This is a genomic window from Pseudomonas fluorescens (genome assembly GCF_000802965.1).
GTDB classification, from domain to species: Bacteria; Pseudomonadota; Gammaproteobacteria; order Pseudomonadales; family Pseudomonadaceae; genus Aquipseudomonas; species Aquipseudomonas fluorescens_A.
This window is the reverse complement of the sequence record NZ_JSAK01000014.1, coordinates 110,844-125,568: the sequence shown is the minus strand read 5'-3', so window position 1 is coordinate 125,568 and position 14,725 is coordinate 110,844. Positions and strand designations below refer to the sequence as shown.

Genomic DNA, 14,725 nt, shown 5'->3' with positions numbered 1-14,725 from the left:
ATGGACATCCTCTACCAGATCCGCGCTCGCCAGGATTCCTTCAGTGCCGGTGAAGGACGCATCGCCCGGCTGATGCTCGACGACGTAGGGTTTGCCGCATCCGCCAGCCTCGATGAGCTGGCGCAGCGGGCGGAAGTCAGCACCGCGACGCTGTCGCGTTTTGCCCGCACGGTGGGCTGTCGCGACTTGCGCGACTTGCGTTTGCAACTGGCCCAGGCCAGCGGAGTCGGCAGCCGTTTTCTTGACCCGGCGGGGACACCGGATCAGTCGGCGTTTTATGGGCAGATCGTCGGCGATATCGAGTCGACCCTGCGTCAGCATTTGTCGGCCTTCGACGAGTCGCGCTTTGCCGATGCGGTGAAACTGCTGGGTAAGGCGCGGATGATTCATGCCTTCGGCATGGGCGGGTGCTCGACCTTGTGCAGCGATGAATTGCAGGTGCGCCTGGTGCGCCTCGGCTATCCGATTGCGGTGTGCCATGACGCGGTGATGATGCGCATCACCGCTTCCAGCCTCAGCGCCGAACACGTGGTGATTGTCTGCTCGTTGACCGGCATCACCCCCGAGTTGCTGGAAACGGTGGAACTGGCGCGTAGCTACGGCGCGCGCATTCTGGCGATCACCCGGGCTGATTCGCCGCTGGCGCAACTGGCCGACATCGTGCTGCCGCTGCAAAGCGCCGAAACCTCGTTCATCTACAAACCGACGGCGGCGCGCTACGGCATGTTGCTCGCCATCGACGTGCTTGCCACCGAGCTGGCACTGGCCAATCCTGAAGACAATCAAGAACGTCTGCGGCGGATCAAACTCGCCCTGGACGATTACCGCGGCGGCGATGATCACTTGCCGCTGGGAGACTGACATGATGTACGACACGCTGATCCGCAACGCCCTGATCATCGACGGCAGTAACACCCCCGGCTACCCCGCCGACGTGGCGATTCTGAACGGTCGCATCGAGCGCATCGGTGATTTGCGCGAGGCTCGCGCGACGGAGGAAATCGACGCCGCCGGCCACGTGCTGGCACCGGGTTTCATCGACGTGCACACCCACGACGACACGGTGGTGATCCGCCAGCCGCAGATGTTGCCCAAGCTCAGCCAGGGCGTGACCACGGTGATCGTCGGCAACTGCGGCATCAGCGCGTCACCGGTGAGTTTGCGCGGTGATCCGCCGGACCCGATGAACCTGCTGGGCACCCGTGCTGCGTTTGATTATCCGACGTTCAGCGATTACCGAGCGGCCGTCGAAGCGGCGAACACAACGCTCAATGTCGCTGCATTGGTCGGGCATACCGCGCTGCGCAGTAATCACCTCGACGATCTGTTTCGCACCGCCAGCGCTGATGAAATCGCCGCGATGCGTGAGCAACTGCGTGAGAGTCTCGAAGCCGGCGCGCTGGGCTTATCGACGGGTCTTGCCTACGCCAGCGCTTTCTCGGCGTCCACTGACGAAGTCATGCAACTGACCGAAGAGCTGACCGCATTCGGTGCGGTCTACACCACCCATTTGCGCAGCGAGTTCGAACCGGTGCTGGAGGCCATGGACGAGGCGTTCCAGATCGGCCGCCATGCGAAATCCCCAGTGATCATTTCCCACCTCAAATGTGCCGGGGCCGGTAATTGGGGACGTAGTCCGCAGCTGCTGGCGTCCCTCGAACAGGCGGCACAAACCCACCCGGTGGGCTGCGATTGCTATCCCTATGCGGCGAGTTCTTCGACGCTTGATCTCAAGCAGGTCACCGACGCCCATCGCATCACCATCACCTGGTCGACGCCGCACCCGGAAATGGGCGGCCGCGACCTGATGGACATCGCCGCCGAGTGGAACGTCTCGTTGCTCGACGCGGCCCGCCAACTGCAACCGGCCGGCGCGGTGTATTACGGGATGGACGAGGCCGATGTACGACGAATCCTCGCGCACCCGTTGTCGATGGTTGGCTCCGATGGTCTGCCGGAAGATCCGTTTCCGCACCCGCGCTTGTGGGGCGCGTTCCCGCGGGTGCTCGGACATTTCAGCCGTGACGTAGGACTGTTCCCGTTGCACACCGCCGTGCACAAAATGACCGGCCTGTCGGCGTCGCGATTCGGCCTGAAGGAGCGCGGCGAAATCCGCGAGGGGCATTGGGCGGACCTGGTGCTGTTCGACCCGGCGACCATTCGTGATGTGGCCGACTTCAATGATCCGCAACAGGCTGCCGAAGGTATCGAAGGGGTGTGGGTCAACGGTGTGCTGAGTTATCGCGACGGTCAGGCGAACGGGCGTCGGGAAGGGCGGTTTCTGGCGCGGGAAGGGGATTTGCGAGAGGGGTTTCATTGATTGAGGTGGGGCGAAAAGATCGCGGCCTGCGACAGCTCCTACATGGATTGCATTTCCCTGTAGGAGCTGCCGAAGGCTGCGATCTTTTGATCTGTGTCACATAGTGGCAATGTGCAATTAAAGAATCCCCCCATCAAGCCGAATTGCTGACATCAAGCCCGGCTACACTTCGGGCTTTCATTGTCTGGGAGCAACCCGATGAGCTTCGGTAAAACCACTCCGATCCTGCGTATTTTCGACGAAGCCAAGGCAGTGGAGTTCTACGTCGACTTCCTCGGGTTCAAGATCGACTGGCAGCACCGCTTCGAAGCCAATTTCCCGCTGTACCTGCAAGTCTCTCGCGGCGAATGCGTGCTGCATTTGTCCGAACACCATGGCGACGCCACACCAGGCTCGGCCCTGCGCATCGAGACTAATGAACTGGAAACCTTCCAGCAGCAACTGCTGGCCAAGGAATACCCGTTCGCCCGCCCGCAGATCCAGGCGATGCCGTGGGGCAGCCAGGATATGACGATTGCTGATCCGTTTGGCAATCGGTTGGTGTTTACCAATGCGATTAGTGTTTGAGGCCGTTCGGAAAAGTGACGCGTTTTAGCGCGGCCTGATGTGCTAGCTTGCTATCAACGATTTCATTGATTGCAGGCGGCATCATGGCCAGTATCACGATCAGAAACCTCGACGATCAAATTAAAGAGCAGCTAAGAATTGCAGCTGCTCACAACGGGCATTCCATGGAAGAGGAAGCTCGTCTTATCCTGGGTAGGGCGTTAGCCTCCGTCGACCGTTCGGGCGGGCTTGGCAGCAGAATCCGAACCCGGTTCAGCGCATGTGGCGGGGTCGATCTCGATCTGCCTTCTCGGCATGAGAAAGCGAGTGCGGTGGACTTCTCGGAATGATAGTGCTCGATACCAATGTGCTTTCGGAATTCATGCGGGTCGAGCCTGACAATCAGGTTCTTGCTTGGGTAGATGCGCAGCCAGCGATGGAGCTGGCAATAAGTGCCGTTACCGTGGCAGAAATTCTTCATGGCATCGCGCGCCTCCTTCTGGCAAGCGCAAACAAAAACTTGAATCACATGCTATGGCAATGTTTGAAGAAGAATTTGCCGGACGGATTTTGCCTTTTGATGTTCATGCCGCAGTCGAATGCGCGACGCTGGTGGCGGCTTGTGAAGCCAAGGGGCGGACCGCGTCGATGGCTGATGCGCAGATTGCCGCCGTTTGCCGAGTCCACGGAGCTCCGATTGCCACCCGTAACGTGCGGGACTTCGAGTTTCCAGGGCTGGAAGTGATCAATCCGTGGGAAGCTTGAATGCCTTCATTGCCAGATTGATCGTCTACGCGAGCAGGCTCGCTCCCACAGGGTACTCACTGAACCTGTGGGAGCGAGCCTGCTCGCGATTGGGTCTGTGATTCAGCGCTGATCGAATGTCAGACGCGGAAGTGGCTCACCATCTGCTGCAATTGACCACCCAATCGCGCCAGTTCAACGCTGGACTTGGCGGTCTCATCGCTCGCCGCAGCCGTCTGTTCCGACACGTCGCGTACGTTGATGATGCTGCGGCTGATCTCCTCGGCGACGGCGCTTTGTTGTTCGGCGGCAGCGGCGATTTGCTGGTTCATCGACTGGATGTTGGACACCGTGCGAGTGATGTTTTCCAGTGAGGCGCCAGCCTGACGGGTCAGGGCCACGCTGCTGTCGGTCAGGGCGCGGCTGTTGTTCATCACGTTCGCCACTTGCTGGGTGCCGTTCTGCAGGCCGGCCACCAAGGCTTCGATTTCCTCGGTGGATTTTTGCGTACGCTGTGCCAGGCCACGGACTTCGTCGGCGACCACGGCAAAACCGCGCCCGGCTTCACCGGCACGGGCCGCTTCAATGGCGGCGTTGAGCGCCAGCAGGTTGGTCTGTTCGGCCACAGCCTTGATCACGTCCATGACGCTGCCGATCTTGTCGCTTTCCTGTTGCAGCACGCCCATGGCTTCGGTGGAACGCACCACTTCGCTGGCCAGACGCTCGATCTGGGCGATGGCTTCGCCGACCACTTTGTCACCTTCGCGCGCTTCACCATCGGCAGCGGCTGCCGCTTGCGAGGCTTGCTCGGCATTGCGCGCGACTTCCTGCACGGTGGCGGTCATCTCATGCATGGCGGTGGCGACTTGATCGGTCTCGATTTTCTGGCTGTTGACCCCGGCGCTGGTCTGCTCGGTCACGGCCGACAGTTCTTCGGCGGCGCTGGCGATCTGGGTGACACCGTCGCGGATGCCGCTGATCAAGTCGCGCAGGGTCACGCCCATTCGGGCGATGCCTTGCTGCAATACGCCGAGTTCGTCGCGGCGCGTCACCTGGACGTCTTGGGACAAGTCGCCGCTGGCGATGCGATCGACCACGGCCAGGGTGTCGCGCAACGGGCCGGTGATCTGCCGGGTAATGATCACGGCTGCGATGACGCCCACCAGCAACGCCAGCAACGTGCTGAACAGTTGCAAGGTGCGGGCGCTGGCGCTTTCGGCGTCACGGCGGTCGAGTTGGATCTGATACAGCGCGTCGCTCAGGCTGACAATGGCGGCGCCCTGGTCGGTCATCTCCTTGCGTGCTTGCACCACATCACTGTTCGCGACTTTGTAGGCCTGCAAGGCACTGCGGTAATTGCTCAGTGCAGTTTCCAGTTCACGCAAGGCGTCCGGCTGAACGTCAGCGAGTTGCACGTTGAGTGACTTCAGGCTGGCAATGGCGGCGTCCAGTTGAGCGACGGCTTTTTGCTCGGTTTCGGCGTTGGTGGTGGCGGTGTAGCCGCGCACTTCGTAGCGGGCCAGCAGGAACGCTTCCCTGGCGGCGGTGATGGCCTGGAATTGCTCGAAACGCTGATCGCTCGGCGGCAGTTGTTGCACGCGGGTGCTGATCGAGTTGATCAGGCTATTGGCGGTTTCCGCGTTGGCACCCATGACGTCACGCGCATTGTTGCCGGCGCGGTAGGCGCCACGCATTTTGTTCAGCGACGTCTTGTAGGCGTCGATGACGGTGCCTTGTTCTTTGAGCAGCTTGAGGTTTTCCGGGCTCTTGAATTTCACCAGCAAGGCTTGCTGCTGAGCGGAAAAGGCTTCAAGGGTGGTCTGCACGTTCTGTGCAGTGGCTTCGTCGCCGTTGGTCAGCATGTATTGCAGGCGGACTACGCGCAGTTTGGTCAGGCCGGCGTTGAGCTGAGTGATGTCGCTCATCCAGTTGCTGCGATCAATCAGGCCGCCGAGGCTGGTCCAGCCGGTCAGGGCGAGGACGCAGGTCAGGGCCAGGACCAGGCCAAACCCCAGGCCCAGTTTCAGGTTCACGCTGATGTTGCCGAACCAGCTATTCATCAAAATTCCTCCAGGAACGTGGTGCTTCTTTATCGTCGGTTGGCTGGAAGATTGTTGTTTTTGGGAGCCAGCAAGGTTGTGTCGCAGGTCTGTATCGGCAGCCTTTGCGAGAGCTGAAAGGTTTTTGTGCGGGGATCGCAATCCGTAGGAGCTGGCGCAGGCTGCGATCTTTTGATGCCCTTAAGCTTTTTTTCACATGGGTTTCACCGCCAGCCGACGCTCGTCTCTCTACCCTCGCGGCATCAAATGAAGTGGTGCATGCCGGCGAGGCGGCTTGATGTGGAATTGAGACTGAGTCTGTTCGGCGTAAAACGCTCGATCGATCTGAGACGTTTTGCTCCCTGGCGCAATGCGGCGGTGATTCTGGCCTCGGCGCTGCTGGCGGTGCCGTTGACGGTGTTTCTGCTGCGGCCGGCCGCTGTACCGGACCTGGCCCATGGCAACGTGGCCGGTGCGCGGGCGTTGCAGGCGGGTTGGGCCAATGGCGACATGATCGTGCTGGTGCGCCACGTCGAACGTTGCGACCACTCCCGAGCCGCTTGCCTGAGTGGCAACGACGGGATTACCGATCGTTCGCGCAGTGTCGCGGTGAGTGTCGGTGCGCAGTTCGAGCAGTTGGGGCTGGGCAAGGCTGATATCTACAACAGCCCGTTGATCCGAACCGCCCAGACCGCGGGCTACATGTTCAACAAGGTCGGCGTGGGTGAGGAATGGCTGATCAACTGCAAGGGCACCATGTTGCGCGATGCGCTGGCGCACAAGGTTGCCGGTCGCAACCTGATCCTGGTGACCCACAGCGAATGCATGGCGCAACTGGAGAAAGACCTCAAGTTGCCAGGCTCCACCCTCGGCTATGGCGCCTCGCTGTTTATCTCCGCCGAAACGCCACAGAAGCCACGCATGCTTGGCTTCATCGAAGCTTCGGACTGGCGCTCGGTGACCACCGAATGAATTCACACTCCAGATCAGGACGCACAATGCCCCGCTACCGTTTTTACTGGATGAACTTCGGTATTCCACTGGCCTGCGCGGTCGTGGTGTTCCTGATGTTCGACCTGACCACCATCGACATCGCCTTCAATGATCTTTTTTATGACCCGGTGACGCAGACGTTCCCGCTGGACCATGTGCACCTGTTCGAAAAGATCACCCATAAATGGGCGCGGATCATCCCGAACTGGACCGGCGAGATAGCGATCATCGGTGCCTTGTTGTCGTTTCTCTGGCCACGGCTGAAGGCGGAAAAGCATTCGAAAATCATCGCGTTTCTGGAAAAAATCAAAATCGCCCCGGTGCTGCGATTTGCCAACAAGCACCGTAGGGATTTTCTCTACGTGGTGTTCGCGTTTTCCATCAGCACCGGCGTCATTCACTACCTCAAGGGCCACACCAGCGTGTATTGCCCGATCGAAACCACTCAATACGGCGGTAAGATCGAGCACAAGGAGTGGTACCAGAATTTCGATCTGCTGAAGGTCGCCGGCGACGGTCGTTGCTGGCCGGGTGGGCATGCTTCGGGTGGCTTCACCATGCTCGCGTTGTACTTCGTCGCGCGACGTTATCGCTGGCGTTATGCCAAGGCGCTGATGTACGGCTCGCTGGCGCTCGGTTTCATCTATGGCACGACACGGGTGGTGCAAGGCTGGCACTACATGTCCCACACGTTCTGGGCCGGGATCTTCGTCTGGCTCGCCTGTTTGCTGACGGCGCTGGCGTTTTACGGGCGAGCGCGACTGGAAATGCCGGTGCTGCAAAAGCATGAAGAAGTTTCGGGAAACCTGCAGGCGAAAAAAAGCCCGCGGGAGGGCGGGCAAACCGTAGTTTCTTGAATGAGCGAGGGAAATGTACCGGTTGTTGTGCCGGGGTGCAGTGAAGAAAAGTTCATGTGCGGCCCGATGTACGGCGTGCTCGGCCTCCGAACGCGCGCGCTTCGACCTTTGCGGCGAGCCTGCTGGAAATCATTTTTTGCTGCGCCGCCATGATTACCACGCCTATGTGGCGGGTGGGTTTGCTGCAGCCCAGTACGTCAGCGAATACGTTGAAACGCAGGGTTTTCACTTCCCGACCCAGCGCCGGGCCTACCTGCGGGCGGTGGATTCGCAGCCGCTGGGTGAACGCTTGATGGTGTCGATTGATTTGAGCGGGTTTCGATTGAGCTGAGATGTGCGGGGGGATGTGGTGAGAAAACACGGGCAACAAAAAAGCCGTAAAGCTTGAGCTTTACGGCTTTTTTGAGTCTTCCCGGGAAGACGAATTGGTGGAGCCGGGGGGATTTGAACCCCCGTCCGCCAGTACTCCGCTGTCGGTACTACATGCGTAGCCGTGTCTATTAAGTTAACCCTCAGCGACCCGACGGGCAGGGTGCTTTGGGCGAGTTGTGTAAGTTTTAGCCGCTTCGTCCACAACGTACTGCACGGCGATTCTGTTCTATATGACAATCACTTTGGGTTTACAGACATCCCCTGGTGATTGCTGGGCCCGAAGGCGCCAGAAGTGTTTTAGGCAGCCAGAGCTGCGTTTTCAACACCGTATTTATCGTCATTGGCAACTATAAGAAGTTGCAACAGTGGATTTACGACTTCTGTTACCAAGTCGGCATGCACCTAAAGTTTCGCAACCGGCGTCGAATCCTAAACGGCCCCGAACTCATTGCTCGTGAATCACGATGAGCAACAAGCCTGCACAGTCTACGTCAATGTGGCCCGGAAGGCCAACCCGAAGGTTGGCCTGGCCAGAATCACTACTTGTTAGTGGTGCTTCGAGTCTGGATTTTTTCCAGCATTTGACCGGAGATCTCGATGCAGTCCTTTTCATTACCGGCAGCCTTGGCCTTTTCCGCATTCTCCAACGCAGTTTTTGCGTTGTCCATGGCGCTCTCGGATACGGCCGGCGCGGTGGTGATAGCGTTTTTCAGTTTCGCAATGTTACCGTCGCAAAGATTCTCTTCCGCCGCAAACACCGGCGACGCCAACAGTGCAGCAGAAATGAACAAACCAGCAATTGCAGAGTGCTTCATGGGTATCTCCTTGCGCATGAGGGCTCGGTGCTGCCGGAATCGGGCTGCCGTCCGAGGTGGTTATAAGCCCGTTTACCGGGCCTAGCTAAATGACTATAGCCGCGCTCAGGAATTCGGTTTTTTTTTACCGAACCTGAACCTGTAGGAGCCGGCTTACTGGCGATAGCGGTTTGTAAGGACAGATCTTTGTTGGCTGCTCTTAAGCTATCGCCAGCAAGCCGGTTCCTACAGGTATGGGGTCCCCGTCTTTGCAGTCTTTTTCAAGCCGGGCGCGCTTGCGTCACGCGGTCCACCAGATAAACCAAACCGTGATAATCAATCCCGCCATGCTGGCTCAGGCCGATCTCACAGGTGCGGCTGGTGGAAATGCCTTCGCTGCAATATTGCACCGCGTCTTTCAAGGTGCGCAGCGAATGCGCGTTCAGTTCGGGCGTGGTGAAGCCCTTGTCGCCGGCAAATCCGCAGCAGTGAATGCCCTCGGGAATGACCACGTTTTTACTGCACTTGCGCGCCAGATCGATCAACGCCTGGCTTTCCCCAAGGTGCTGGGTGCTGCAGGTGACATGCACCGCGATCGGCGCATCCTGCGGCGTGAAGTCCAGTCGATCCATCAAATGCGTGCGAATGAAGCGCACCGGGTCGTACAGGTCCAGACGCACATCGCCAAGGTCCTGGGTCAGGCGCAAGGTGCAGGGGCTGGTGTCGCAGTAGATCGGATCGAGTCCGCCGCGACTGGCATGGAGTAGGGCGCCGATCAGTTCCTGGCGTTTGTGTTCAGCCTGTTCGGCATAACCCTTGGACGCGAAAGGCTGGCCGCAGCAGAGACTGTCCAGATTGTCCGGGAACACCACTTGATAGCCAGCCTTTTCCAGCAGACCACGGGTTTTGTCGTACAGCGACATTTGCTCCTTGTCACCGGCCGCCGGTCCCATGGCGCGTGAAACGCACGCCGCGAGATACACCACACGCGGGCGCTCGTCTGTCACCGTCGGACTGAAGCGAATGGCCTTTTCCGGTTGCGGCATGGCGTTGGTCCATTGCGGGACCTGGCCTTTGGACAGACGGGTCAGCGTTGCCGATAACTTCGCCAATCGCGGGGCGCCCAGCAGCATCCGCGCACCGTTCGCCACGTGCAGAGTGAAACGCGCACCTTGCAGCGCCGTGGCGAAATTTCCCTCCAGCCAGTTGGCGGTTTTCGTATGCGTGGCGTGTAGGCCGCGAAGCTTTTTCACCAGCTCGCCGGTATTGATGCCTACCGGGCAGCGTTGCGCGCAGAGACCGGTCGCGGCGCAGGTGTCGATGCCCTGATATTCGTAGGCTGCTTCGAGTTCGCGGGTATCGACACCGGCACGTTTCTTCGCCTGAATGTCACGCCAGATCACGATGCGCTGGCGCGGGCTCAGGGTCAGGCCTTTCGATGGGCAAACCGGTTCGCAGAAACCGCACTCGATGCACTTATCCACAATCTCGTCGGCGGCGGGCAAGGGTTTCAGGTGCTTGAGATGGATCTGCGGATCGTCGCTGAGCACCACGTCCGGATTTAGAATGCCGCTGGGGTCGAGCAAGCGTTTGAGCTGCCACATCAACTGGTAGGCATCTCTGCCCCATTCCAGCTCAACGAATGGCGCCATGTTGCGCCCGGTGCCGTGTTCGGCCTTCAGCGAGCCGCCGAACTCGACCGCGACCAGTTGCGCCACGTCGTCCATGAATGCTTGATAGCGTGCGACTTCTTCCGGGTTGTTGAAGCCTTGGGTGAAGACGAAGTGCAAATTGCCTTCCAGTGCGTGTCCGAAAAGGATCGCCTCGTCGTAGTGATGTTTGTCGAACAACTCGATCAGGCGATTCACGCCAATGGCCAGTTGTTCCACCGGGAACGTCACGTCTTCGATGATCACCGTGGTGCCGGTTTTGCGCACCGCACCGACCGCGGGGAAGGTGTCCTTGCGGATCGCCCAGAGACGGGCGTTTTCCAATGGGTCTTCGGTGAAGTCGATTTGCTTCTCCACCGGGAACGAGGCGAGTGACGCCATGATCTGCGCCAGTTGTTCCTGCAACAAGGTGGACGATGCCGCGCGGGATTCGATCAACAAGGCGCAGGCATTGTTCGACAGGTGTTGTACGAAAGCGGGCATGCCGGGTTTGTTCTGCACCGAACGCAGGCTTCGGCGATCCAGCAACTCAACGGCCGACACGGGCTGGCTTTTCAGTACGGTGACCGCGTTGCAGCAGGTTTCCACATCCGGGAACACGATCAGCGCAGAGGCCTTGTTCGGATGGTCGATCACCGTGTCGTAAGTCACCGCGCTGATGAAGCCGAGGGTGCCTTCGGAGCCCACCAGCAAGTGGCTCAAGATATCCACAGGGTCGTCGAAATCCACCAGGGCATTGAGTGACAGGCCGGTGGTATTTTTCAGACGGTATTTGTGGCGAATCTTTGCGGCCAGTTCGGCATTGGCGCGGGTCTCACGGCCCAAGGTCGCCAGACGCTCCAGCAGTGTTGCGTGGCTTTGGCGAAACGCGGCGACACTGGCGGCATCTTCGGTATCGAGAAGGCTGCCATCGGCCAGCACCAGACGGATGCCGGCCAGCGTGTGATAAGTATTTTGCGCCGTGCCACAGCACATGCCACTGGCGTTGTTGGCGACGATGCCGCCGATCTTGCAGGCATTGATCGAGGCCGGGTCCGGTCCGATCTTGCGACCGAAAGGTGCCAGCCAGGCATTGGCCTGAGCGCCGATCACACCCGGTTGCAGACGAATCTGCGTACCCTGGCCACGGATCTCGCGACCGTTCCAGTTATCCCCAAGCACGATCAGCACCGAGTCGCTGATAGCCTGGCCGGAAAGGCTGGTGCCGGCGGCGCGGAAGGTCACTGGGACCTGATCGCGCTGCGCCAGTTTCAGTAGCGCCACCACTTCATCTTCGGACTCGACGCGAATCACCAGTTGCGGAATCAAACGATAGAAACTGGCGTCTGTGCCGAAGGCCAAGGTCGACAAGGGATCGTCGAAACGACGCTCTTGAGGAATCAGTTTTTGCGCATCACGCAGGAACGCTGCCGGTAGACTCATTGGTCCTCCAGGATCAACACAACCAGGTCCTTCGGACCGTGAGCGCCGTAGGCCAGCACTTGTTCAATGTCAGCGGTTTTCGACGGGCCCGACACCAGCAAGGCGTTGGTCGGCATGCCTTGGGCCCATTCGAACTCCTGCTGCACCTGATAGAAGTTGTCGCGGATTTCGCTGGCCTTAAGCAGGGCGAAGTGCACCGGTGGCGCCAGGCTCATCATGCGCGGCTCTTCCCTTGTCGGCCAGATAATCAGGCTGCCCGTTGCAGCGATGGCGCCGAGGGTGCCGGTCAGGCTGGCCGGGGTGTCGTTGAACAACTCGGCTTTCCATTCCTCGATCGGACGATCGTAGGATTTGAGCGTCGGCAGGTCGGGATTTTTCGCCCAGTGCTGTGCGACACGCTGCCCGTGAGATGTGGTCGGCGCGATCAGCAGGCTTGGCAACTGCCGATCCCGGAGTAATTGCGCGAGCAGTTCTGGCCAGCCTTCACCGGATGTCAGATGGATTTCCGTGTGCACCGCTTCCATCAGTTTGCGCAACTGCGGGATGCGTTGTTCGGCGGTGTAGGTGTAAGGCTGAGTCACCAGTTCGACGTCGAAGTTGTCAGCTACCGGCTTGGTGCCTGTCAGGCTTTTCCGCAGTTTTGCCATGATTTTTTGCTTGGCGCTCATCAACGATCTCCCTGTTTGGCCAGATGCTCGCGGGCCATGTCATGCAGTGAGCGGGCGGCGGGTTTCGGTGCGCTGTGGTTTTGCGTCCACGGGCCGACATTGCTCGGCGTCAGGGTGCGCAGGCGCGTGGCGAAGAAACCGAACAGGCGATACAGCGTCGGCGAGCTGTTCAGCTTCGCCCAGGCGTTCCAGATGAAGCGCTCCTTGCGCGAATACTTGCTGCCTTGGCCGCGCATCACTTGATCCGTGCTGTCGGGTGCTTTGACGTTCTCCTCACGCAAGCGGCGCAACAACGCAGGAATGGGGATTTTCACCGGGCACACTTCACCGCAGGCACCGCACAACGAAGAGGCGCTCGGATGATCCGGGACTTTCGCCAGGCCAACCATGTGCGGGGTAATGATTTTTCCGATAGGCCCTGGGTAAACCTCCCCATAGGCATGACCGCCGATTCGCGTATAGACCGGGCAATGATTCATACAAGCGCCGCAGCGGATGCAGTTCAGGGTCTGGCGCAATTCGCTGTCGGCAAAGGCCTGGCTGCGTCCGTTGTCGAGCAGCACCAGGTGCACTTCCTGCGGGCCGTCGAGTTCATGTTCCTTGCGCGGGCCGGAGATCATGTTGACGTAGGTGGTGATCGGGATGCCCAGGGCAGAGCGGGTCAACAGCGACAGCAGCGGCACCACATCGCGCAGGTTTTCCACGACTTTTTCGATGCCGGTGACGGCGATGTGCACCGGTGGCACCGTGGTGGTCATGCGTCCGTTGCCTTCGTTTTCCACCAGCAGCAAGGTGCCGGTTTCGGCCACGGCGAAGTTGACACCGGAAACGCCGATGTCCGCTTCGAAGAATTTCTGCCGCAGGACCCTGCGGCCGATCTGAATGAGTTGGTCTACGTCCTTGGTGTATTCCACGCCAAGTTTGTCGTGGAACAAGGACGCGACCTGACCGGCGTTCTTGTGGATTGCCGGCATGATTATGTGTGAAGGCTTCTCGTGGTCGAGCTGGACGATGTACTCGCCCATGTCCGATTCCAGGCATTCAATGCCCTGATCAGCAAGGACATGGTTCATCTCCATCTCTTCGCTGACCATCGATTTGCCCTTGATCACTTGCCGCCCCTCGTGAGCGCGGATGATCGAGAGGACGATGCCATTGGCCTCGTCCACCGTTTCCGCCCAGTGCACTTTCACACCGTTGCGGGTCAGGTTCTGTTCAAGTTGCTCAAGCAGGTCGGGCAACTTGGAAAGCGCGCGGGCGCGGACAGTATTGCCCAGCGCTCGCAGATGTTCTCTTTCATGGGCATCGCTGAAGGACGCTGCCCGTTTTGTCATCAGTGAATCCATCGCCTTGCGAAAGTTGCCTCGCAATTGCGTGTCACCCAAAGCCTCGTGAGCCCGAGTGCGGAAGTCTTCTTCTACGGCGACCGTAGGAATAATCTCGGCGGCGCTCATCGGGCACCCCCGGTACGCTGCCAGAGGAAACTGGCCAGATGTTGGCCGCGAAGTGCTTCCTTCTGCTTCTCCAGAGAACCGTTGATGTTCATCAGGCAACCGCAGTCGGCACTCAGTACCTTGTGTGCGCCGGATTCCTTCAACGACCGGGTCTTGTCAGCCACCATCGCGCCGGAAATGTCTGGCATACGGACGCTGAAAGTCCCACCGAAGCCACAGCATTCGCTCTCGTGGCTGTGGTCCACGCGTTCCACGTTGCTCAACTGCGCCAACAACTCGCGACCATGCAAATGGGTGTTCATTTCACGGCGTGCCGAGCACGACGTGTGTAGCGCCACTTTTACCGGCTCGCCGTCGTCCTTGAGCTGCACTTTGCAGACAAACAACAGGAACTCAGCGAGTTCGTAGGTTCTGGCCGCCAATGCCTGAACCTGTTTCAACGTGTCCGGCTCGTCCTTGAACAAGTCGGCATAGTGTTCGCGCAACATGCCCGCGCAGGAGCCCGAAGGCACCACCACCGGATAATCCCCGGCGAACAACGCCAGTTGCGAGCGCGCCACGGTCCTTGCCTGCTCGGTGTAACCCGAGGTGTAGGCCGGTTGACCGCAGCAGCTTTGCCCTTGCGGGTACTCGACGCGGATGCCTTCGCGTTCCAGCAAGTGGATCGCGTCCATTCCGGCTTCCGGGTAGAACAAATCCACTACGCAGGTTCCGAACAGGTACACCCGTTGCGGTTTCTCGCCGGGGTATTGCCGAGGCTCGGGCAGTGGCGGGGCGACACGGGTCGCATTCGGCACAGCGTTGTAAAAAAGCTCGCTCATCAGGCGTGTCTCCGGGTGGTCCCGG

General features: G+C 59.6%; 13 protein-coding genes, 1 other RNA gene and 2 pseudogenes. 8 read left to right on the top strand and 8 right to left on the bottom strand.

The features are described from left to right. The 5 genes and pseudogenes from NL64_RS12420 (at position 1) to NL64_RS12400 (ending at position 3,631) form a co-directional block, all read left to right on the top strand. Positions 1-861, top strand: coding sequence for a MurR/RpiR family transcriptional regulator (locus tag NL64_RS12420; RefSeq protein WP_034148365.1), 861 nt, complete (start codon positions 1-3; stop codon positions 859-861). A 1-nt stretch (position 862) separates the two neighbouring features. After that, positions 863-2,320, top strand: coding sequence for an N-acyl-D-amino-acid deacylase family protein (locus NL64_RS12415; protein WP_034148364.1), 1,458 nt, complete (start codon positions 863-865; stop codon positions 2,318-2,320). Positions 2,321-2,518: 198 nt separating this feature from the next. Next, positions 2,519-2,887 (top strand): glyoxalase superfamily protein, encoded by a 369-nt coding sequence (locus tag NL64_RS12410; protein ID WP_034148363.1) that lies wholly within the window; start codon positions 2,519-2,521, stop codon positions 2,885-2,887. 83 nt (positions 2,888-2,970) lie between these two features. Then, positions 2,971-3,216 (top strand): FitA-like ribbon-helix-helix domain-containing protein, encoded by a 246-nt coding sequence (locus NL64_RS12405; RefSeq protein WP_034148362.1) that lies wholly within the window; start codon positions 2,971-2,973, stop codon positions 3,214-3,216. Further along, positions 3,213-3,631, top strand: a pseudogene (locus NL64_RS12400) (type II toxin-antitoxin system VapC family toxin). Before NL64_RS12405 ends, NL64_RS12400 begins: the two are co-directional and overlap by 4 nt. 119 nt (positions 3,632-3,750) lie before the next feature. On the opposite strand, the gene NL64_RS31080 reads toward NL64_RS12400, so the two are convergent. After that, a complete protein-coding gene (locus NL64_RS31080) occupies positions 3,751-4,464 on the bottom strand; it encodes a methyl-accepting chemotaxis protein (RefSeq protein ID WP_437176914.1) in 714 nt (237 codons plus the stop codon). A gap of 144 nt (positions 4,465-4,608) precedes the next feature. After that, a pseudogene (locus tag NL64_RS31075) lies at positions 4,609-5,535 on the bottom strand (methyl-accepting chemotaxis protein); the annotation flags it as partial. 414 nt (positions 5,536-5,949) lie between these two features. Here NL64_RS31075 and NL64_RS12390 point away from each other — a divergent pair. The 3 genes from NL64_RS12390 to NL64_RS12380 all read left to right on the top strand — a co-directional run bounded on the left by NL64_RS12390 (position 5,950) and on the right by NL64_RS12380 (position 7,830). Beyond that, positions 5,950-6,621, top strand: coding sequence for a histidine phosphatase family protein (locus NL64_RS12390; RefSeq protein ID WP_034148384.1), 672 nt, complete (start codon positions 5,950-5,952; stop codon positions 6,619-6,621). A 26-nt stretch (positions 6,622-6,647) separates the two neighbouring features. Next, positions 6,648-7,499, top strand: a complete 852-nt coding sequence (locus NL64_RS12385) for a phosphatase PAP2 family protein (RefSeq protein WP_034148360.1) — start codon at positions 6,648-6,650, stop codon at positions 7,497-7,499. A 136-nt stretch (positions 7,500-7,635) separates the two neighbouring features. After that, complete coding sequence (locus NL64_RS12380; RefSeq protein ID WP_034148359.1) at positions 7,636-7,830, top strand: hypothetical protein; 195 nt, start codon at positions 7,636-7,638, stop codon at positions 7,828-7,830. A 95-nt stretch (positions 7,831-7,925) separates the two neighbouring features. Here the strand turns inward: NL64_RS12380 and ssrA are convergent. From ssrA to NL64_RS12355, 6 genes are all read right to left on the bottom strand, one after another. Next, positions 7,926-8,312: a transfer-messenger RNA gene (gene ssrA, locus NL64_RS29575) on the bottom strand. 98 nt (positions 8,313-8,410) lie between these two features. Further along, entirely contained in the window at positions 8,411-8,686 is a 276-nt protein-coding gene (locus tag NL64_RS12375; protein ID WP_034148358.1) for a hypothetical protein, read from the bottom strand. Positions 8,687-8,946: 260 nt separating this feature from the next. Beyond that, entirely contained in the window at positions 8,947-11,757 is a 2,811-nt protein-coding gene (locus NL64_RS12370) for an FAD-binding and (Fe-S)-binding domain-containing protein (RefSeq protein ID WP_034148357.1), read from the bottom strand. Beyond that, a complete protein-coding gene (locus NL64_RS12365) occupies positions 11,754-12,425 on the bottom strand; it encodes a LutC/YkgG family protein (RefSeq protein ID WP_034148356.1) in 672 nt (223 codons plus the stop codon). The genes NL64_RS12370 and NL64_RS12365 overlap by 4 nt, the downstream gene beginning before the upstream one ends. After that, positions 12,425-13,879 (bottom strand): LutB/LldF family L-lactate oxidation iron-sulfur protein, encoded by a 1,455-nt coding sequence (locus NL64_RS12360; RefSeq protein WP_034148355.1) that lies wholly within the window; start codon positions 13,877-13,879, stop codon positions 12,425-12,427. Before NL64_RS12360 ends, NL64_RS12365 begins: the two co-directional genes overlap by 1 nt. Continuing rightward, complete coding sequence (locus NL64_RS12355; protein ID WP_034148354.1) at positions 13,876-14,700, bottom strand: (Fe-S)-binding protein; 825 nt, start codon at positions 14,698-14,700, stop codon at positions 13,876-13,878. Before NL64_RS12355 ends, NL64_RS12360 begins: the two co-directional genes overlap by 4 nt. Positions 14,701-14,725: the final 25 nt, after the last annotated feature.

Excerpts from the sequence above, each read along its gene's own strand:
- NL64_RS31080 (WP_437176914.1), bottom strand. The coding sequence starts at position 4,464 with ATGCATGAGATGACCGCCACCGTGCAGGAAGTCGCGCGCAATGCCGAG.
- NL64_RS12420 (WP_034148365.1), top strand. The coding sequence starts at position 1 with ATGGACATCCTCTACCAGATCCGCGCTCGCCAGGATTCCTTCAGTGCC.
- NL64_RS12385 (WP_034148360.1), top strand. The coding sequence starts at position 6,648 with ATGCCCCGCTACCGTTTTTACTGGATGAACTTCGGTATTCCACTGGCC.
- NL64_RS12415 (WP_034148364.1), top strand. The coding sequence starts at position 863 with ATGATGTACGACACGCTGATCCGCAACGCCCTGATCATCGACGGCAGT.
- NL64_RS12410 (WP_034148363.1), top strand. The coding sequence starts at position 2,519 with ATGAGCTTCGGTAAAACCACTCCGATCCTGCGTATTTTCGACGAAGCC.
- NL64_RS12405 (WP_034148362.1), top strand. The coding sequence starts at position 2,971 with ATGGCCAGTATCACGATCAGAAACCTCGACGATCAAATTAAAGAGCAG.
- NL64_RS12375 (WP_034148358.1), bottom strand. The coding sequence starts at position 8,686 with ATGAAGCACTCTGCAATTGCTGGTTTGTTCATTTCTGCTGCACTGTTG.
- NL64_RS12360 (WP_034148355.1), bottom strand. The coding sequence starts at position 13,879 with ATGAGCGCCGCCGAGATTATTCCTACGGTCGCCGTAGAAGAAGACTTC.
- NL64_RS12355 (WP_034148354.1), bottom strand. The coding sequence starts at position 14,700 with ATGAGCGAGCTTTTTTACAACGCTGTGCCGAATGCGACCCGTGTCGCC.
- NL64_RS12365 (WP_034148356.1), bottom strand. The coding sequence starts at position 12,425 with ATGAGCGCCAAGCAAAAAATCATGGCAAAACTGCGGAAAAGCCTGACA.
- NL64_RS12370 (WP_034148357.1), bottom strand. The coding sequence starts at position 11,757 with ATGAGTCTACCGGCAGCGTTCCTGCGTGATGCGCAAAAACTGATTCCT.